This is a genomic window from Planomicrobium soli, from assembly GCF_003014655.1.
Classification (GTDB): domain Bacteria; phylum Bacillota; class Bacilli; order Bacillales_A; family Planococcaceae; genus Planococcus; species Planococcus soli_B.
Genome location: NZ_PYAT01000004.1, coordinates 15,040 through 34,267, shown reverse-complemented (window position 1 = coordinate 34,267; position 19,228 = coordinate 15,040). Strand labels below are relative to the sequence as shown.

At 44.2% G+C, this 19,228-nt stretch carries 20 protein-coding genes; 9 read left to right on the top strand and 11 right to left on the bottom strand.

Annotated elements, in window-relative coordinates; translation table 11 throughout:
• Positions 1 to 81: 81 nt before the first annotated feature.
• Together B0H99_RS06245 and B0H99_RS06240 are read right to left on the bottom strand one after the other, a co-directional pair.
• Positions 82 to 756: a uracil-DNA glycosylase gene (locus tag B0H99_RS06245; protein WP_106532798.1), complete on the bottom strand. Its 675-nt coding sequence runs from the start codon at positions 754 to 756 to the stop codon at positions 82 to 84.
• An 11-nt stretch (positions 757 to 767) separates the two neighbouring features.
• Complete coding sequence (locus tag B0H99_RS06240) at positions 768 to 1,487, bottom strand: DUF4230 domain-containing protein (protein WP_106532797.1); 720 nt, start codon at positions 1,485 to 1,487, stop codon at positions 768 to 770.
• A 67-nt stretch (positions 1,488 to 1,554) separates the two neighbouring features.
• Between B0H99_RS06240 and B0H99_RS06235 the strand changes: the two genes are divergently transcribed.
• From B0H99_RS06235 to B0H99_RS06215, 5 genes are all read left to right on the top strand, one after another.
• A complete protein-coding gene (locus B0H99_RS06235) occupies positions 1,555 to 1,809 on the top strand; it encodes a hypothetical protein (RefSeq protein ID WP_106532796.1) in 255 nt (84 codons plus the stop codon).
• Between the two features lie 61 nt (positions 1,810 to 1,870).
• Entirely contained in the window at positions 1,871 to 2,704 is an 834-nt protein-coding gene (pdxK, locus tag B0H99_RS06230) for a pyridoxine/pyridoxal/pyridoxamine kinase (protein ID WP_106532795.1), read from the top strand.
• 172 nt (positions 2,705 to 2,876) lie between these two features.
• A complete protein-coding gene (locus tag B0H99_RS06225) occupies positions 2,877 to 3,227 on the top strand; it encodes a YojF family protein (protein ID WP_106532794.1) in 351 nt (116 codons plus the stop codon).
• 14 nt (positions 3,228 to 3,241) lie between these two features.
• Positions 3,242 to 3,931: a bacillithiol biosynthesis deacetylase BshB2 gene (gene bshB2 / locus B0H99_RS06220; protein WP_106532793.1), complete on the top strand. Its 690-nt coding sequence runs from the start codon at positions 3,242 to 3,244 to the stop codon at positions 3,929 to 3,931.
• A 147-nt stretch (positions 3,932 to 4,078) separates the two neighbouring features.
• A complete protein-coding gene (locus B0H99_RS06215) occupies positions 4,079 to 5,431 on the top strand; it encodes a YjiH family protein (protein WP_106532792.1) in 1,353 nt (450 codons plus the stop codon).
• Positions 5,432 to 5,545: 114 nt separating this feature from the next.
• On the opposite strand, the gene B0H99_RS06210 is transcribed toward B0H99_RS06215, so the two are convergent.
• Positions 5,546 to 6,490 carry an L-threonine 3-dehydrogenase gene (locus tag B0H99_RS06210; RefSeq protein ID WP_106532791.1) on the bottom strand — a complete coding sequence of 315 codons (945 nt, stop codon included), beginning with the start codon at positions 6,488 to 6,490 and terminating at the stop codon, positions 5,546 to 5,548.
• Positions 6,491 to 7,044: 554 nt separating this feature from the next.
• Here B0H99_RS06210 and B0H99_RS06205 point away from each other — a divergent pair.
• The 4 genes from B0H99_RS06205 to B0H99_RS06190 all read left to right on the top strand — a co-directional run bounded on the left by B0H99_RS06205 (position 7,045) and on the right by B0H99_RS06190 (position 10,763).
• Positions 7,045 to 7,875, top strand: a complete 831-nt coding sequence (locus B0H99_RS06205; protein WP_106532790.1) for an amino acid ABC transporter substrate-binding protein — start codon at positions 7,045 to 7,047, stop codon at positions 7,873 to 7,875.
• Positions 7,862 to 8,563 (top strand): amino acid ABC transporter permease, encoded by a 702-nt coding sequence (locus tag B0H99_RS06200; protein WP_106532789.1) that lies wholly within the window; start codon positions 7,862 to 7,864, stop codon positions 8,561 to 8,563. Before B0H99_RS06205 ends, B0H99_RS06200 begins: the two co-directional genes overlap by 14 nt.
• A gap of 153 nt (positions 8,564 to 8,716) precedes the next feature.
• Positions 8,717 to 9,466, top strand: coding sequence for an amino acid ABC transporter ATP-binding protein (locus B0H99_RS06195; RefSeq protein ID WP_106532788.1), 750 nt, complete (start codon positions 8,717 to 8,719; stop codon positions 9,464 to 9,466).
• A gap of 124 nt (positions 9,467 to 9,590) precedes the next feature.
• A complete protein-coding gene (locus tag B0H99_RS06190) occupies positions 9,591 to 10,763 on the top strand; it encodes a M20 metallopeptidase family protein (RefSeq protein WP_106532787.1) in 1,173 nt (390 codons plus the stop codon).
• A gap of 179 nt (positions 10,764 to 10,942) precedes the next feature.
• Here B0H99_RS06190 and B0H99_RS06185 read toward each other — a convergent pair whose 3' ends face one another.
• The 8 genes from B0H99_RS06185 to ybaK form a co-directional block, all read right to left on the bottom strand.
• Positions 10,943 to 12,133: a glycine C-acetyltransferase gene (locus tag B0H99_RS06185; RefSeq protein WP_106532786.1), complete on the bottom strand. Its 1,191-nt coding sequence runs from the start codon at positions 12,131 to 12,133 to the stop codon at positions 10,943 to 10,945.
• A 93-nt stretch (positions 12,134 to 12,226) separates the two neighbouring features.
• Positions 12,227 to 14,320, bottom strand: coding sequence for an immune inhibitor A domain-containing protein (locus B0H99_RS06180; RefSeq protein ID WP_106532785.1), 2,094 nt, complete (start codon positions 14,318 to 14,320; stop codon positions 12,227 to 12,229).
• A 208-nt stretch (positions 14,321 to 14,528) separates the two neighbouring features.
• Entirely contained in the window at positions 14,529 to 15,662 is a 1,134-nt protein-coding gene (locus B0H99_RS06175; RefSeq protein WP_106532784.1) for a bifunctional cystathionine gamma-lyase/homocysteine desulfhydrase, read from the bottom strand.
• Positions 15,646 to 16,593 carry a PLP-dependent cysteine synthase family protein gene (locus B0H99_RS06170; protein WP_106532783.1) on the bottom strand — a complete coding sequence of 316 codons (948 nt, stop codon included), beginning with the start codon at positions 16,591 to 16,593 and terminating at the stop codon, positions 15,646 to 15,648. The genes B0H99_RS06175 and B0H99_RS06170 overlap by 17 nt, the downstream gene beginning before the upstream one ends.
• Positions 16,594 to 16,604: 11 nt before the next feature.
• Positions 16,605 to 17,078: an S-ribosylhomocysteine lyase gene (locus B0H99_RS06165; protein WP_181313586.1), complete on the bottom strand. Its 474-nt coding sequence runs from the start codon at positions 17,076 to 17,078 to the stop codon at positions 16,605 to 16,607.
• 151 nt (positions 17,079 to 17,229) lie between these two features.
• Positions 17,230 to 17,880, bottom strand: coding sequence for a class I SAM-dependent DNA methyltransferase (locus tag B0H99_RS06160; RefSeq protein ID WP_106532782.1), 651 nt, complete (start codon positions 17,878 to 17,880; stop codon positions 17,230 to 17,232).
• 102 nt (positions 17,881 to 17,982) lie between these two features.
• On the bottom strand, positions 17,983 to 18,624 hold the full coding sequence (locus tag B0H99_RS06155) for a YczE/YyaS/YitT family protein (RefSeq protein WP_106532781.1): 642 nt from the start codon (positions 18,622 to 18,624) through the stop codon (positions 17,983 to 17,985).
• Between the two features lie 65 nt (positions 18,625 to 18,689).
• On the bottom strand, positions 18,690 to 19,181 hold the full coding sequence (ybaK, locus tag B0H99_RS06150) for a Cys-tRNA(Pro) deacylase (RefSeq protein WP_106532780.1): 492 nt from the start codon (positions 19,179 to 19,181) through the stop codon (positions 18,690 to 18,692).
• Between the last annotated feature and the right edge of the window lie 47 nt (positions 19,182 to 19,228).

Sequence of the window (19,228 nt, the reverse complement as noted above, 5' to 3'; positions counted from 1 at the left end):
TTTATTCCGCTTTAACAGTCAGTGGATGAAGCCCACTGATTGAAGTTTCTCTTCATTTTAACACGCTTGATCCAAACCGCATTAAGCGAGGCAGAAATCGATTGGCTGCTGTCCGCGCTTTTGTAACATTTCGTTCACTTTTGAATAAGGCCGACTGCCAAAAAATCCCCGGCTTGCACTGAGCGGACTAGGATGCGGCGCTTCGATAACATCATGCCGTTCAAGATTGATAAGGGGTTTCTTCTTTTGGGCCGGTTTGCCCCATAATACAAAAATGACCGGTTCTTTGCGCTCAGAGAGTTTGCGGATAACTTCATCCGTGAACGTTTCCCATCCTTGATCGCGGTGGGAATTCGCCTGTCCTGCACGGACCGTCAGTACCGTGTTAAGCATCATTACACCTTGGTCAGACCATTTTGTCAGTGTGCCGTCCTTTGGCTTTTTGCAGCCAAGGTCTTCTTCCAATTCTTTCAGCATATTGCGCAAGCTTGGCGGATGCGGGACACCGGGCTGAACCGAAAAACTCAATCCGTGCGCCTGGTTCGGGCCATGATACGGATCTTGTCCAAGAATGACGACTTTCACGTCTTTATAAGCGGTATGCTCAAATGCCGTCCAAATGTTTTCTTTTGCCGGATAAACGGTCTCATTTGCATATTCATCTTTCAAAAACTCACGCAGCTTCAAATAATACGGCTTACTAAACTCCTCTCCTACGACTTCCTGCCAATCGTTTTGAAAAATTTGTTTTCCCATAACCCCACTCCTCAATCTTCAAATTGGACTTTCACGTCATAATCAACCAAGTTGAACATCTCTTTGACTGATTGGGCAGCATTGTCTTCAGCTGTCTGCAGAATTCCCTGGCCAGTCGTTTCTTCTATCATTAATTTTTTCGCCTCTTCTGCAAGTTCATATGCTTCTGAAATATCGGTTTCATCCCGGAACAGCCCTTCATACGAATATACCTCGACTTGGTCCATGAACAATTCCGGCCCCCCTAAAATTTTTGCAGGCGGCAAAGTCAACGTCGCAGTTTTAGCGTTTTCATCGAGTACAATATCACCTTCGGTAACTTCGGAAAAATCGATTCCCGCACGGACTGATCCAGGAATAACGACGAGCAATTGGCGCTTTGTCCCTGGCAAATCCAATCCGATTTCCTTGCCGAACAGTGCATTATCCTGACGCTCAATAATTACTTTTGAAAAAGCTTCTGCTGTCGACAGTTCATTTAAATCCTGGATTCGTTCCAGAAAAGCGCCTTTGCTTTCAGTTGCGGTAGAGCCTTGGATCATCCACCAAGTGCCAAGGGGCAGCGCTACCAGCAGCAAAAGCAGAGCGGCGATGAGGACTAAGAACGAGTTGCGGAACACACCCATCATCACTTTGGCTGCACGCCAAAATCCGGATTCTTTTGTTTCTCCTTTTCCTTTTACTTCGTTCAACAAACGTTCGATTTCAGTCAATTTCGGATCTTTTGCCATATAACATCCCTCTTTCTATTCATTTCATCAGTGCCCCGTGATAGGATAGGCAAAAGGGGCGATGAAGGTGGCTGATTGGCGAGAAAAAATAAAAACAATTGCTGCGGCGAATGGTTCCAGTGCTCCAGAAGGGGCGAAAAAGGCCGGCATCGGTTGCCTGGTTTTATTTATGGCCGCTGTATCCATTCTAACATTTATCATCTCAATTGGTCTTTATAGAAGCGGCAACTGGGTGGTCGCATTATTTGCCCTAACATTTTTTGTGCTTAGCACTATAACTGCTGCGATTCTGCTGATTCCCCACAAGACCGATTCATTGTAAAAAGGCCGATTTTTGGTAAAATAAAACTAAGTAAGCAAATCACTTTAAAGGAGTTTGACCGATGACACTTAAGAAGACATTAACGATCGCAGGTTCAGATACATCCGGCGGAGCCGGTATCCAAGCAGACTTGAAAACGTTCCAGGAACACGGCACATACGGCATGAATGCCTTGACTGTTATCGTGACGATGGATCCGAACAACGGCTGGAGCCATGGCATCCATCCAATTCCAGTAGAAACACTTCATGCACAGCTTGAAACCGCTTTTTCTACAGGCGTTGATGCATTGAAAACAGGTATGCTGCCGACAGTTGATATTATTGAAATGGCCGGGAAAGCGATTCGGAAATCAGGTTTGGAAGATGTTGTCATCGACCCTGTAATGGCTTGCAAAGGCGAAGACGAAGTGTTATTCCCTGAAAATGTTGATGCAATGATCGCCCATTTGCTGCCTGTTGCTAAAGTAGTGACGCCGAACTTGGTGGAAGCCGGACAACTTTCTGGTATAGGTACTCTACAGACAGTTGAAGATTTAAAAGCCGCAGCAGAAAAAATTCATGCACACGGCGCTCAATATGTCGTCATCAAAGGGGGAAAGCAGCTAAAGCACGAAAAGGCAGCTGATTTGCTGTTTGACGGCACAACGCATTATTTGCTGACTTCTGAAAAAACAGATACAACTTATAACCACGGAGCAGGCTGCACCTTTGCTGCGGCAATTACTGCAAACTTAGCGAATGGCAAATCCGTTAAAGATGCGGTGCTCGATGCAAAAACGTTTGTATCGGCCGCTATCCAGCATGGCTGGAAATTGAACGAATACGTTGGCCCGGTAATGCACGGTGCTGCTAACAAATTCGAGAAACCTGAGATTGAAATTACAGAAGTTTAATCTATATTAAAAGGAGGCCGCAGTTGCGGCCTCCTTTTTTAAGTTAAGCTAATGAGAAATTCCTAATAACCTTCTTCATTAATAAGAGTGCTTCCCTTACAAAGCATCGTTATCGCTTTCTTATTAACTTTTGCCTATACTAAAAAAAGAAGGAATGTTGAGGAGGAGCGTTATGGAATTAGTCGAAGTAAAAAAACTGCAGGTCCAATTGGATGCTTTTGCGGGAAAAGACGTATATTTGCATCTTGAAACAACGAATGGGTCGTATGCTACCCATTTTAACGAAGGTTTTTTTAATGCCGGAGCTTTTATCCGCAATGTCGTCATCAATTATGAACTTGGCAAAGTGGTTGGTGAAAGCCCGCATCGTGTTGGCTTAAAGCTGCCGCATGGCTGGGTTTATGCACAAGGCATTACGCATTATGAAATGGACGAGCATGGCAGATTGCTGCTTGCCGGGCACGACGGAACAGGAAAATTGGCGGTAGCGCTGCAAATCAGCGAAACACCATTCAGTTATTAAGGAGGAAAGAAAATATGGCACTACCACAAGAACGGCACGTATTGGTCGTTTTCCCTCATCCCGACGATGAAGCATTCGGCGTGTCGGGAACGATTTCAACATACATCAAACAAGGAACTCCGGTTACATATGCTTGTCTAACCCTTGGCGAAATGGGACGTAATCTTGGCAACCCTCCTTTTGCAACACGGGAATCTTTACCGGAAATCCGAAAAAAAGAACTGCAAGCTTCGGCAGACGCTATGGGGCTGACCGATCTGCGCATGATGGGCCTTCGGGATAAGACAGTCGAATTTGAAGATGATGAAAAAATGGTTGGCATGATGACCGATTTGATTACCGAATTGAATCCATCATTGATCATTACGTTTTATCCGAATTTATCTGTTCACCCGGATCATGAAGCGACCGCACGAGCCATGGTAAGAGCGGTTCGCCGCATGAAAGACCGTCCGAAGCTTCACTGCGTCGCTTTTGCGAATAATACACTGGACGTGCTAGGTGCGCCTGACATTATCCATGACATGAGTGCGGTCCGCGACCAGAAGATGGCGGCAATGAAAGCTCATATCTCACAAACCGCCTGGATGCTTGAAGAAATGGAACATAAGTTAGCACAAGGTGATATGGATACCGAAAACTGGCTGACACGCGAACGCTTTTATACGTATCGGTGGGATCAAGATTTCGAAGAATCGTTTTAATGGGAAAGCCTGGATTTCCTTTTGGAAATCCAGGCTTTTTATTTCATTATTATATTAATATTTCAAAAAAGTATGCGCTTTCAACACTAAAATCATGTATACTCTGAAGAGTTACATTTTTATTTCATTGGAAAAGGGGAATCGTTTGTGAAAAAGTATCCATTATCAACCTGGCTATTATTTTTAATTCCTTCATTATTGGGAGTTCTGCTGTTTATTGTACCTGTGCCGACTGCAGATGGCTGGGCAGTACCTGTTGCCTTGCTGGCGAATTTACTGGCAGGTGAAATTGAAGCCTATGCCCCTTGGATCATGATGGGCATATTGATTATTGCAGCAGTAGGTTCAATCATATTCATTAACAGAAAAGTTAACGAAAAACATCATGTTTCATTCCTCGATAAATTATTCAATGTTAATTTATTCTGGACCATTGTTCGTATTCTTGGTGCTGTTTTTGCCGTTATGGTCATGTTCCAATTTGGACCAGAAGCCATTTGGAGCGAAAACACTGGTGGACTTCTCTTATCAGCTGGCGGGCTTCTTGCCTTCCTTTTCACTATATTCCTTTTTGCCGGCTTGTTATTGCCGCTATTGATGAATTTCGGATTACTGGAGTTTTTCGGAACAATGATGGTGAAAGTTATGCGCCCGCTTTTCCGTTTGCCTGGCCGTTCTTCCGTTGATGCTCTTGCTTCTTGGGTTGGCGACGGCACAATCGGTGTCTTGTTAACAAACACGCAATATACTCAAAATAAATACACTCAGCGCGAAGCTGCCATTATCGGAACGACTTTTTCTGTTGTTTCAATTACCTTCGCAATCGTTGTTATTCAGGAAGTTGGCCTTGGCCAATACTTCTTGCCATATTACGGCACAGTCATTTTATCCGGTATCGTCCTTGCTTTGATCATGCCTCGCATTTATCCATTGGCAAACAAGCCGACGACATTTATGAATGGAAAACAACAAGATACACAATCAGAAGCTATACCTGAAGGATACAGCGTTGCATCTCACGGTCTTGAAAATGCTTTAGAGACAGCAGGGAAAAACCGCTCAATCGGTGAGTTTTTCAAAGACGGATTCAAAAACGTGCTTGATATGTGGATTGGAGTAGCCCCAGTTGTTATGGCATTCGGTACGATTGCTTTGATTTTAGCTGAATATACTTCTGTGTTTGCGATTCTAGGAGCTCCTTTTGTACCTTACTTGAACTTATTGGGTATTCCTGAAGCCGCGCAAGCCGCGCAGCTTATGGTAGTCGGCTTTGCCGATATGTTCTTGCCAGCAATCTTAGGAGCAAGCATTGAATCTGAATTGACTCGTTTTGTTGTAGCCACCATGTCGGTTACACAGCTTATTTATATGTCTGAGGTTGGCGGATTATTGCTCGGCTCGAAAATTCCGGTCAACATTCTTGATCTGATCGTTATTTTCCTGCTTCGGACAATTATCGCTTTGCCGATTATTGCCGGCATTGGCCATTTGTTGTTTTAATAATCAAAACCGGGCACATCTCGTGCCCGGTTTTTTTCTGCAGAACCGTATTTTTTTCTGCGGGACGCATTTAAATCAAGAAGCCCTTCACGAAAATTCGTGAAGGGCTCTTTTTTATACATTCTGTAATTTTATTTTCAATTTCTCAAGCATATCTGCTGTCATCGCATCCAAGTCATATTGAGCTTGAAAGCCCCATTCTTTTTTGGCAGCTGATGCATCGATGCTGTCTGGCCAGCTATCTGCAATTGCTTGGCGTATTGGATCAACATCATATGACAATTTAAAATCTGGGATATGCTTGCGGATCGAGGCTGCGATTTCTTCCGGTTCAAAACTCATTGCCGTCACGTTGAAAGAGTTGCGATGCTCCAAACGGGACGCATCTGCTTCCATCAACTCAACGATCGACTGCAGCGCATCCGGCATATACATCATATCCATGTAAGTGCCGCTTTTAATATATGACGTATACTGCTGTTGTTCAATTGCTTTGTAGTAGATGTCAACGGCATAGTCGGTGGTACCGCCCCCTGGCTGAGCTACGTATGAAACTAATCCTGGAAAGCGCACCCCACGTGTATCTACACCGAATTTCTGGAAATAATAATCGCATAATAATTCTCCGGCAACTTTATTGACTCCATACATCGTAGTTGGGCGCTGCAATGTATCTTGTGGCGTATTCTTTTTTGGCGTTGAAGGTCCAAAAGCGCCGATGGAACTTGGCGTAAAAAATTGCATGCCGAGTTCGCGTGATGCTTCAAGTGCATTCACCAGCCCACCCATATTCAAGTTCCATGCAAGCAAAGGCTTTTCTTCTGCCGTCGCCGACAGCAATGCCGCCATGTGCATCATCGTATCCGCCTTAAAATCTTTTGCCAAATTGTACATCCGCTGCCCATCTGTTACATCCAGCAATTGAAACGGTCCATTTTCTTGTGCCGCTGGACGAATATCTGTCGCTAATACATTGTCCACTCCGTATATACCTTGTAATTTCCCAACAAGCTCTGAGCCTATCTGCCCTAATGCACCGGTGATTATTATACGCTTCATTATTTAAACCCCTTTCAACTAAAAAAACATTTGTCCTCTCTAAAAACACATTAACAACGTTATATTCGTTGATTCTACGCAATTCTCTATGATGTCATTATAAGTTGTTCGTTTTAAAAACACAATTATTTTTTAGCAGAGCTACTGGTCTGCCCACCTATTAATTAGCTAGACGAAATTTGGAATAACTCTTCTTTATAAGCACAACCGTTTTGCAGCATACTTATAGAGCATTAGTCGAAAAAAGGGTTTAATAAGAAAATCAGTGAAGAACTCATAACATTTTTTATTATTATCCTGATTTCGAACTATTTTATTGAGCTCCTGAATTAGTGGTGCTATAATAAGACAGCTCAGAAAACCCTGCTTTAACGAGCTGTGTTGTATTATTGATGGCGTTCTCCGTCCTTTAAACCGACTATTCCGCTAGGCTTAGTTTTATCGTTTCTTTTAGAGAAAAGAAGGGTATAAAAAATAGGAGTATGGAGTTGGAACAAAGGAATACGGGAAAGCGGTCTATTAATAAAATTTTATAGGAAACAGAGGAGATCAAAATGAAGAAATTTATCTTATTGTTATTATTGCTAGTCACTTCTGTAGTCGTTCTGGCTGCATGCGGCGGAGGCTCGCCTCAGGAAGATCCTACAACAGACGGCGCTACAGGTTCTGGCAGCACAGAACAAGATCTGTTAGCGAAAGTCCAGGAAGAAGGAAAATTGGTTGTCGGTACTGAAGGGACATACCCTCCTTTCACGTTCCACGATGAAGCTGGAAAATTGACTGGTTTTGACGTGGAAATTGCTCAAGAAGTCGGAAAGCGCCTTGGTGTTGAAGTGGAATTTTTAGAAACACAGTGGGATGCTATATTCGCTGGTCTTGACGCTGGCCGCTTTGATATGGTCGCTAACCAAGTAGGAATCAACCCGGAACGCCAGGAAAGCTATGCATTTTCAGATCCGTACATCACTTCAAAAGCGGTACTGGTTGTAGGGAAAGACAATACGGAAGTCAAAAGCTTTGAAGATTTAGAAGGCAAGTTGTCTGCACAGTCTTTAACAAGTAATTACGCGGAAACAGCTCGTTCATTTGGAGCTGAAATCGAAGGCGTTGAAGGTTTTAACCAAGCGATTGAATTGCTTAATTCTCGCCGTGTTGATGCAACAGTCAACGATAGCTTAACTGTTCTAGACTTTTTAAATCAACGTCCAGACGCAAACATCCAGGTTGTAGATGAGGCTGACGATGCAGCACAAAGTGGTTTGTTATTCAGAAAAGACAGCGGCGCAATTGTAGATGAAGTTAACAAAGCTCTTGCTGAAATGATCGAAGACGGTACGTACGAAGAAATATCCAATAAGTGGTTTGGTGAAAATGTACTTGAATAGTATTTTTTCAGATCCAGTCAGAATAGAGCGGCTTATGGGAATTGCTCAATCAGCCTGGGGTCCATTATTAGAAGGGTTGATTCAGTTAACAATACCGTTAACATTGATCTCTTTTGTATTAGGCTTAATTTTAGCCGTACTTACGGCTTTGGCCCGTATTTCCACTATTAAAATTCTGCAGGTGATTGCTCGGATTTACGTTTCTGTAATCCGCGGCACACCGTTATTAGTTCAACTCTTTATTTTGTTTTATGGATTGCCAACTGTCGGAATAGTTATCGATCCGTTTCCGGCAGCGGTCTTTGGATTTTCTTTAAATGTTGGAGCTTATGCTTCAGAAGTGATCCGGGCATCTATTCTTTCTATACCAAAAGGGCAATGGGAAGCTGCCGATACCATTGGCATGAATTACGTTCAATCGCTTCGCCGCATTATCTTGCCGCAAGCAACACGCGTATCCATCCCTCCCCTGTCAAATACGTTCATTAGTTTAGTAAAAGATACTTCCTTGGCATCACTTATTCTTGTTACAGAAATGTTCCGCGTAGCTCAGCAAATTGCCGCAACAAACTATGAATTCTTATTACTTTACGGACAAGCGGCTCTTATCTACTGGGTTGTCTGTTTCTTGTTGTCAATCGGACAGGGCAGGCTGGAACATCGATTTGACCGCTATGTATCTAGGTGATAAAGAGAAACCTCACTCAGCGGGTTTTATCCCCGCTGAGCGTTAGTTGATCCAACTGGACTTTTACGGTCAGTTGACTTCCCACATAGTGAGAGTCTACTGACCCGTTAAAGCGTGATAAAGGCATTCAACAACAGCAGTAAGGAGCGAGCCATGATTTCCATTAGAAATTTACACAAAAAGTTTGGTGACCTTGAGGTGCTGAAAGGCATTGACCTCGACGTCCAAAAAGGGCAAGCCGTAGTTGTTATCGGCCCTTCCGGATCAGGCAAGACGACGTTCCTCAGATGTTTGAATATCTTAGAGACACCGACTGCCGGCACGGTAACAATTGACGAGCTCACAGCTGACTTTTCAAAACCATTTTCCAAGAAACAAGTGACAACTTTTCGCCAACAATCCGCCATGGTTTTTCAGCATTATAATTTATTTCCGCATATGACAGCTATTGAAAACGTTATGGAAGGACCGGTCATTGTCCAGAAGCAAAACAAAGCTGATGCACGAAAAAAAGCTGAGCAATTGCTGGTAAAAGTTGGCCTTGGCGACAAGATGGATTATTATCCATTCCAATTGTCAGGCGGACAGCAGCAGCGCGTCGGTATTGCACGGGCCTTGGCACTGGAACCGAAAGTGATGCTTTTTGATGAGCCGACATCAGCACTCGACCCAGAACTTGTCGGCGAAGTGCTTCAGGTAATGAAAGACTTGGCTTCTGAAGGAATGACAATGGTGGTCGTAACGCACGAAATGCGTTTCGCCAAAGGAGTCGCTGATGAAGTTTTGTTTATGGACGGCGGCAAAATTGTTGAACGCGGCCGCCCTGAAGACGTCTTCAATAATCCAAAGGAAGCACGCACACGCCAATTTTTGAATATGATCGAAAAAACAGATGTAATCTAATCTCCTCGTTGCCAGATGTGGCAACGAGTTTTTTTATGGATTGATTTCCTCATAGATTTTCTTGGTGTATAATTATTCCGAAATTACTTTATATATTCTTTTCGCTTAAAGGAGCATCCTAATTATGCAAACGATGGTTTTAGATAAACTCGAATCCCTCTTTGAAGAAATGATTGAAACGCGCCGCTACTTGCATATGCACCCTGAATTATCCCATCAAGAAAGAGAAACGCCGGAATTTATCGCTAATAAGCTTGAGGCCATGGGTGTGGAAGTTCGCCGCGGCGTTGGCGGCAATGGAGTAGTCGGCTATATTCGCGGCGGCAAACCCGGCAAAACGATTGCTTTTCGGGCAGACTTTGATGCACTGCCTATCGATGATAAGAAAAACGTGCCTTATAAATCGACGGTTCCAGGCGTTATGCATGCATGCGGGCATGATGGACATACAGCCGGGTTGCTCGGCTTTGCTAAGGCAATGACGGCTATTAAAGAGGAGCTTCCCGGAACCATTGTATTAATTCATCAATTTGGCGAAGAAGCACCTCCTGGCGGCTCACGGGCCATGATTGCGGACGGCTGTTTGGATGGTGTAGATTTGGTCTACGGAGCGCATGTGCAAAGCAATTTGGAGCATGGCAAGGTGTGTGTTCGCGATGGATTTTTGCAGGCTTCGGAAGACACCATCAAAATCGTTGTCCGGGGATCGGGCACACACGGTGCTGAACCCCATCTCGGTGTAGATCCCATTTTGGCTGCAAGCCATATTATGATTGCGCTGCAATCAATCGTCAGCCGCAACACTGATCCATTGCAGGAACTGGTCGTCACTATCGGCAAATTCCATGCTGGCGACGCAGACAACGTTATTCCGAGCGAAGCTGTTTTGGAAGGGACGATTCGGGTCTTTAATCCTAAACTCCGCAAGCTTGCAAGCGAACGTGTAACGGCAATTGCCGAAAACGTGGCGCGTGCGATGGGTGCCACTGCTGAAGTCAGTATTGAAGCAGGCTATGATTCATTGTGGAACTATCCGGAAGCAATGGACATTGTCCGTTTAGCCGCTCGCGAAGCGATCGGTGAAGATGCCGTGGTTGAAATTCAGCCTGTTATGCCTGTTGAGGATTTCGCTTATTATACACAAGTTGTTCCTGGGGCATTCTTCTTTATCGGAGCAAAAATGGCAGACGATTCGCTTGCCTTTCCGCATCATCATGAAAACTTTGATTTCAACGAAGAAGCGATGCTTATAGCAGCGAAAGTTTTTGCCGCAACTTTCTTTGAAGCACAGAAGTAACACTAATGCGGCTGCAAGTCTGCTATAGAATCGTTTTCTCTGTTTTATGAAACGTACTCGAGGATTGCTGGAGCATATTTTGCTATAGCGGTGCAGGTTTTAACCATAATGGAACGCATACCTCTATCTACAAAAGAAACCCCGCCCAGCTTTAAGCAGCTGGGCGGGGTTTCTATAAATTAACTAATAACGCCAAGTTCTTTTCCGACTCTAGCGTAGACTTCAATCGCTTCGTCGAGCATTTCTTTAGTATGCGCCGCAGTTGGCATATTGCGCACGCGCCCTGTTCCTTTAGCAACTGTAGGGAAGACGATGGATTTCGCATACACGCCTTCTTCGAACAATCGCTTCGAAAATTCCTGCGTCAGCTTCTCATCTCCGATAATACAAGGTGTGATCGGCGTCTCGGAATCCCCAATGTTAAAGCCCAGCTCTTTCAAGCCTTTTTTCAAGTAATCGCCGTTGTCCCATAACTTATCGTGCAGTTCAGTCGAATCAATGATCATTTGCAAAGCGGAAATGATTGCTGCAACGTCACCAGGTGTGACAGCCGTAGAGAACAGGAACGGACGTGAACGAACACGCAGCCAGTCGATCAAGTTTTTCTTGCCTGCTACATAACCGCCGACAACGCCAACCGCTTTAGATAACGTCCCCATCTGCATATCGATTTCTTTTTCAAGACCGAAATGCTTTACAGTTCCCTTCCCTTTGCCGGTAACACCTGAACCATGAGCATCATCCACATATGTGATCAAATCAAATTCTTTTGCAATTTCCACGATTTCAGGAAGTTTGGCAATATCGCCATCCATTGAAAAGACGCCATCGGTAATGACCATAACTTTATTGTACAAACCGGATTCGGTCGCTTCTTTTGCTTTTGCACGCAAGTCTTCCATATCCGAGTGTTTGAACGCAATGATTTTTGCTTTCGACAAGCGGCAACCGTCGATGATGGACGCGTGATTCAGCTGATCTGAAAGAATCGCATCGTTTTTGTCCATAACTGCAGAAATAGCTGCCATGTTGCAATTAAAACCGGACTGGTAAGAAATTGCCGCTTCTGTCCCTTTGAACTCTGCCAATTTTTCTTCAAGCTGCACATGCAAATCAAGTGTTCCGTTGATGGAACGAACTGCTCCAGCACCAACTCCGTATTTATCGATGGCCGCTTTCGCCACTTTTTTCAAATCTTCATTTGTTGCCAGCCCCAAATAATTGTTTGAGGATAAATTGATCAAGTCTTTGCCGCGGACCTTGATGATCGGTCCATTCGGTCCTTCTACCGGATCTACTTCATTATATAAGCCTTGCTCTTTTAATTCGCTTAAGTTGGCATCTAAAAACGCATCTAATTTTTTCGACAATGTTCTCTTCCTTTCGAAACCAAATTCTATACATATCTTATCATACCGCAAAATTCACCCAAAAGAAAAAGCGGACCGCAGTCCGCCTCTATCTTAATTTTGCTTTTTTCCTTTGTTTGGCTTTTCTCCTTTGAACAGCACTTCATATGTGAAGTCTTGGGCTTCTTTTTGCCCTGGCTCAGCTGCATAAGACGTAATCATCTTCACGTTGCCTTCACGGAATACTTGCTGCAAATCAAGAGCTTCCTTGTTTGTCACGTTAAACGGATTTACATGGAAAACACGCTCTTTGCCATTTTTCTTTGTTTGGATGAACGTAGTTGTGAAATTCACATAGTCACCTTTTAATTGGCCGAGTGATTGGAATGGCTCTGCGGAAGATCCATCAGCAAAGAAATCGCCCAATTGAATATCTTTAATGAACCAACCTTTGTCGTTATAGCCCCAATCCGTCAAGTTACGGAAAGAAACCAATACTTCTTGTCCAGCATAGGCTGAAAGGTCGAACGTTTCTGTAGACCAGTTTAATTTATGGCCTGTAAAGCCTGGCACGTTTTCTTTGATTGTCGGGTAGCCGTCTGCAACTACGTCGCTTCGTGTGTTTTCATTTTCAAGCGACTTCCAAGTTTCACCGTTGTCCGTCGAAACTTGTACCATAGCGAAATCCCATTGTTCTTCAATATCGTAATAATGGTCAAATGTTAAAACTGCATTTTCTGCAGGCACCGTCGCTCCAAAGATCAAGGCTTGGTCTGCTTCGTCGCCGTTTTTAGCATGCAGCACTTGTTCACTGGCATCTAGTGGATTTGCAACAGTTTCCCACTGCAATGGAAGAAAGTCAGCTCCGTCAAATTTCAGGCCTCTTACATCTCTGCCGAAGTTAAATTCTTTAAAGTCACCGCCCCATGCTGGAACGCCTTCTTTTTCAAAAACTTTTGCACTTTCATAATCCACAGTTTTGCCTCGTACTTTGCCATCTGTGCCAACCGGCAAAGCGCGAAGGTCGATGCTGTCAAAATTATAAGCGCTATCGACATTTGAGTGGTCCAACGTTAAAGCTGTCATGAAATCTTGATAGATTTCTGTAAAGGTCATGTCAGAACCATATTTCTTAAGAACTTTATCGACACTTTTTATACCTTGGCTTTCCCCATCGACCGCTAATTCACGGATAAACTCTTGCCCAAATTTGTCATACATATATAGAGTGAACAAATAGACCTGGCCGTAATCTGCAATGGTTTCGGGGCCAGTGGCAGCTTTTCCATGCTCATCCCAGTTGACTAAAGAGTTTTCCGGGTGATCCAAGTAAAAGTTGATAGATCCCTCCGAATGGCCATAACCACCTAAGAATTCGGAGAATGTGGACATCCCTTCGTTCAGCCAAGTTTCTTCCGAAGGGTCATTGTCAGCATGGATCAAATGCTGTAATTCATGAATCGTTGTTGCAAAAAAAGTCGATTCAAGACGTGTTGCCCATGAATTTGTATCAATCGTAATGATATTACGGTTTGTATAGTTTTCTAATGTTTGCCAGAAGAATCCAGCTACGAAGAAGGGATAAGACGGATTATTCCATCCTTCATCTTTTACGTTATCAACAAGCATAATAACTTTATCTGAGCCCTCGTAATAGCCTTCAGGCAATCCAACCATTTTTGGCAATGGCGACTTCGAACCGTCCAGCTGATCCGGCGTTCCAAAGAAGTCAGTCGCTTTCGGGTAAATATTGCTGTCAAATTCCGTACGCAATTTATCGACTTGCGCTTGAGTTACCACATCAGCGGGTCTCGGGTTTTTCGGGCCATAAGCTAAGTCTTTCGCTACCCAAATTTCAACGTTTTTGCCGACGCTGCGAAGTGTAAATTCCTTAAATTCCAGATCGCGATCAAGGAAGAATTTAGTTCCGCCATCGTAAGTAAATGGCGATGTTTCATCTGCTGTTGCTTCAGCATCTGCCACTTCATCCGCCTGTGCTTTGATTTTCTTTTCTGCTTCTTTGATAAAGCTTGCGTCTTGAGATTGCCGATTCAGTGTTTGGTCAATATCGACTCGGTCCCCATAACGTTCGCTATCCCAATTTTTTGTTGACGTTACAGCTTCAGACGGCGCTGCGGCCGCCGGTGAGTATAAAGATAACGCTAAAGCACTCGCGGATAGAATAGAAATCCACTTACTCTTCTTCATATTCCTTCCCCTCTCATTACTATCAGAATTTTCCTTCTAATAAGTATATTATCAGCTCTAAATTTTGTTAAAAATAGGGCAAATGTAATATTTCGCCTCCCAAAGTAAAAAAAGAGATAGATAGTTATTTTTTTATTATTTTTATGACAAACACTTTTTTCCATAGAAAAAGAGCCGCAGCGTCGTGCTGCGGCTCTTTCCTCTTATTTTATTGCAATGCATTATCCAAATCTTCTATCAAGTCTTCTACATCTTCAATGCCAACGGAAATACGGACAAGGCCATCGACAATTCCAAGTTCGCCGCGGCGCTCTACAGGAATCGATGCATGTGTCATTTGAGCTGGAACAGAGATCAAGCTTTCCACTGCTCCTAAACTTTCTGCAAGAGTAAAGTATTTAAGTTTTGCAATCAGTTCGCCAGCTTTTTCTCTGCTGCCTACATCGAATGAAATCATCCCGCCAAAACCGGTCGCTTGTTTTTGCATCAATTCACGGCCAACGTGAGATTCGAGCCCTGGGTAAATGACCAAGCCGACTTTCTCGTGCTGATCCAGAAATTGCGCAATTTTCAAAGTATTACTGTTTGTTTCTTCCATGCGAATACCCAGAGTTTTTAAACCACGCATCAACAACCAGGAATCCTGCGGTCCAAGCACTGCACCAACTGAATTTTGGACAAAGTGCAGCTCTTCAGCAAGCTGAGGCGTATTCACAACGACTAAACCGGCAACTACATCGCTATGGCCGCCGATGTATTTTGTTGCACTGTGAAGAACAATATCTGCGCCGAGTTTGATCGGATTTTGCAAATACGGGGTCATGAACGTGTTGTCGACAATCGTAAGCAGCCCTTTCGATTTCGCGAACTTCGCTACCGCTTCAATATCCGTCACTTTCAATAATGGGTTTGTCGGTGTTTCGATGAAAATCGCTTTTGTATTTTCTTGGACTGCCGCTTCAACCGCTGCCAGATCACCAGTGTCCACAAATGTAAACTCAAGGCCGAAACGGTTTAAGACTTTGTTCATTACGCGGTAAGTTCCACCGTAAACGTCATCGGTCAAAACAATATGATCACCTGATGAAAACATCATCATAACAGATGAAATCGCTGCCATTCCTGATGAAAAGGCAAATCCTGCATGTCCGTATTCGACATCTGCAATCAGTTCCTCAAGTGCATGACGTGTTGGATTGCCTGTACGCGAATATTCATAGCCTCTGAACTTGCCCACTGCATCTTGTTTATACGTGCTGACTTGGTAAATTGGCGTTGAAACAGCTCCAGTCGTTTCATCCCCAAAAATTCCGCCGTGAATCAGTCTAGTTTTTGCTCTCATTTTTATCCTCCTCGAACGTTCTTCCGTAGATATCCTGGCTCATATAGCGTTCGCTCGAGTCGGCAAATACGGTGACGATATGGCTGCCGGGTTCCGCTTTTTCAGCTTCTCTCAATGCTGCAACATATGCTGCGCCAGATGAACTGCCTACCAGCAAGCCTTCTTTTTTCGCTAATTCTTTTAATGCCGCAAATGCTTCTTTATCCATAACCGTGTGAATGGAATCAAAATAAGATTCATCCATATAACCAGGCAAAAATTCCATGCCAATGCCTTCTGTCAAATGAGGGCCGCTTTCGCCGCCGTTCAGGATTGACCCTTCCGGCTCAACGATAACCGTTTTGATATCTTTGTTCTTCGATTTCAAATAGCGGGATGTTCCCATAAACGTTCCGCCAGATCCTGCCCCAGCAACGAAGACATTAATTTTGCCGTCCAGCGCCTCCCAAAGTTCAGGACCAAGCGTCCGGACGTAAGTATCCGGGTTGGCTGGGTTCGAGAACTGGGATGGCGAAAACGCGTTTTCTTGCTCTGCGAGTTCTTTTGCTTTTGCAATGGCGCCTTTCATGCCAGCTTCAGTCGGTGTGTTGATAACCTCCGCTCCAAGCGCGCGCATCAAGGATTGTTTTTCCTGGCTGAATTTTTCAGGAACAATAAATTTCACCTTATAGCCTTTGCCGATTGCAGCAAGCGCTAGTCCGATTCCGGTATTGCCTGCAGTCGGTTCAATCATCGTTCCGCCCGGCTTCAACACGCCGCGGCGTTCCGCATCTTCAATCAATGAAACACCGAGACGGTCTTTGACGCTGCCACCCGGGTTCAGATACTCCAGTTTAGCAAAGATGCGACATCCGTTCGGAATGTCCATATGTGTCAATTCCAGCAGCGGCGTATTGCCAATCAACTGCTGGATGCCTGTTGCAAATTTCATGTTCATTCTCCTTAAGCCGTCTCTTCCGCAAACACTTGGCGCCACTCATCTTTTTTCGCCAGCATTTCGCGCGCTAATTCTTGTGCCCCTTCAAGGCTGTGGCTTGCAGCCCAGCCGCATTGCACTTCGTTGCAAGCTGGAACTTCATCAGCCGCAATCACATCTTTTAATGTGTTCTCTAAAATTCTTAAAATATCTTCAAAGTCATCATGATTAATAACAGACAAGTAAAAGCCAGTTTGGCAGCCCATAGGCCCAATGTCAATAATTTGGTCGGAGTGGTTGCGGCTATGTTCAGCCATCATGTGTTCAAGTGAATGAAGGCCAGGCATATCCATATGCTCTTTATTCGGTTGTTTGAAACGTATGTCGTACTTGCGGATCGTATCTCCGTTTGCGCCTGTTTTTTCTCCAGCTAAACGCACATATGGTGCAACTACCTTAGTGTGATCCAGGTTAAAGCTTTCTACGTTCATTTTTTTCATTGTGCCCATCTCCTTTTGGTTTGTTGGCCGAGCCTTAACGGCCGTTTTCGCTTTTCTTTGTCCAGTCTTCAACGGCCAGCTCCTCGGGTCATAAGCCATCCCGCTATGGCGGCAACAGCCTCCTCGCGGTCCGACTTATGCTTGTCGGAACTTAACGGCCGTTTTCGCTTTTCTTTGTCGCGTCGATCAACCAAACGTAATTGTTGAGCTGCGTGAATTCTACTCTGAAGCCTGCTGCTTCGATCAAGTTTTGCATTACTGGCAGAGTTGTATAGTATTCGCGGTTCAAGTCTTCCACCAGGTTTACATGTCCACGCGTTTTTTCGAATTCGATCGTTTCCTGTTGTACTTCTACTGATTTGAACACCGTATCAGCAAAGACCACTTTCCCGCCTGCCGGAAGTTTTTCTGCATAGAGTTTAAATGCATCCGCTTTCTCCCCATCCGTCAAGTGATGGAACGCGTATGTGCTGACAAATGTTTTGGGTTCAATATCTATTGTAAAGTTTAAAAAGTCGCCGTCAAGAATAGCGACGTCCGGCATCTTTTCCGCTGTGACTTCGCGCATCGCTTTGTTTGGCTCAATACCGATTACATCCAGTCCACGGCTCCGCAATTTTTCAGTTAAGTTGCCAGTGCCCACTCCAAATTCCACGACCGGACCGACGGCTGCATCTGCAACTGCTTGTAAAATTTCATTATAATTCAAGAAAACATCTATATACTCTTTATCTTTTCCGCTAACAGAATCATCATATGTGTGAACCCATTTATCAAAAATCTCCACAAATTCCAAACCCATCAAAATAACCCCTTTTCAAGTCCATTTCTATAAACCCAATAGTTTTACTCGGTTTTATTTATATCATATGTAGGGGCAGGTTTCAACTATCCAAATCGGCAGTCATACTTTAAGGATAGGCGGTACATCGTTCTTTTTTTCAATGATTTTTTTCAAAGCTTTTTCAAACCAGGGCAAGGAAAACTGGACGATTCTTCCGGTGATTAATGCAACCGCAATAGTTCCAATTCCGACCGGCCCACCAAGCAGCCAGCCGCCAAACGCCACGCCTACCTCGATACTTGCCCGTACCACGCTAATGCTCCATCCGGTCTTTTCCACTAAGAATAACATCAGACTATCTCTTGGACCTGCTCCGATTTTCGGCGCTACGTAAAATCCGATTCCGATACCAGCCAAAACAATGCCGAGGGCGAAAACGACCATCTGGACCCATAAAGTTTCTATGTCCGGGATAACGAAATTAAAGATATCAATAAAAATGCCGACAAGCAGCATGTTCAAAAATGTGCCGATTTGCGGAGCACGGCGGGTTAGTAATGCAGTGAACACGATGACTGCAAGTCCCGCAACAATTGCCCATGTTCCAATAGTCAAACCGAAATTCAAGAATAACCCTACATGCAAAACATCCCATGGACCAATTCCAAGTTTGTTCCCCTTAATCGTAAGCGTAAATCCAAGCGCCATGACAACCAAACCGCAAAGGAAAAACAGCCAGCGATAATACAATGAACGTCTCATCAAACTCCTTCTTTCTCTACTCATAATAAGAAAAAACCACCCATTCATCAAAATGGGTGGCATTTTTATTCGTCTCCCACTGCTAAATCCGCCAGTTGTCCGTTTGTTGCTTTCAACAATTCTTCAGGAGAAAGTTTAAGCTGCATGCCGATTTTTCCAGCCGATACAATGATGATCTCCAAATCCCGCGCTTTTTCGGATATGAATGTAGGGAAAGGCTTTTTCATGCCGATAGGCGAACAGCCGCCGCGGATATAGCCGGTCAGTGCCAGTATATCCTTTACCGGCACCATGTCGATTTTCTTTTCACCTGCCGCTTTTGCGGCTTTTTTCAAGTCCAGCTCCTCTGAAACGGGAATGACGAACACGTAATGCTGTTTTGAATGGCCAACCGCCACAAGCGTTTTATGGACGGTTTTATCTGAATAGCCGATCTTCGCCGCAACGGAGACCCCGTCGACAAGACCGTCTCCCGGTTCGTATTGCAAAATTTCGTAAGGGACTTTTTCTTTATCGAGAATTCGTGCTGCGTTGGTTTTAGCAATTTTTTTAGCCATGGCGTTCCCTAGCCTTTCAACGTTCTTTTACCAACATACCATCATTT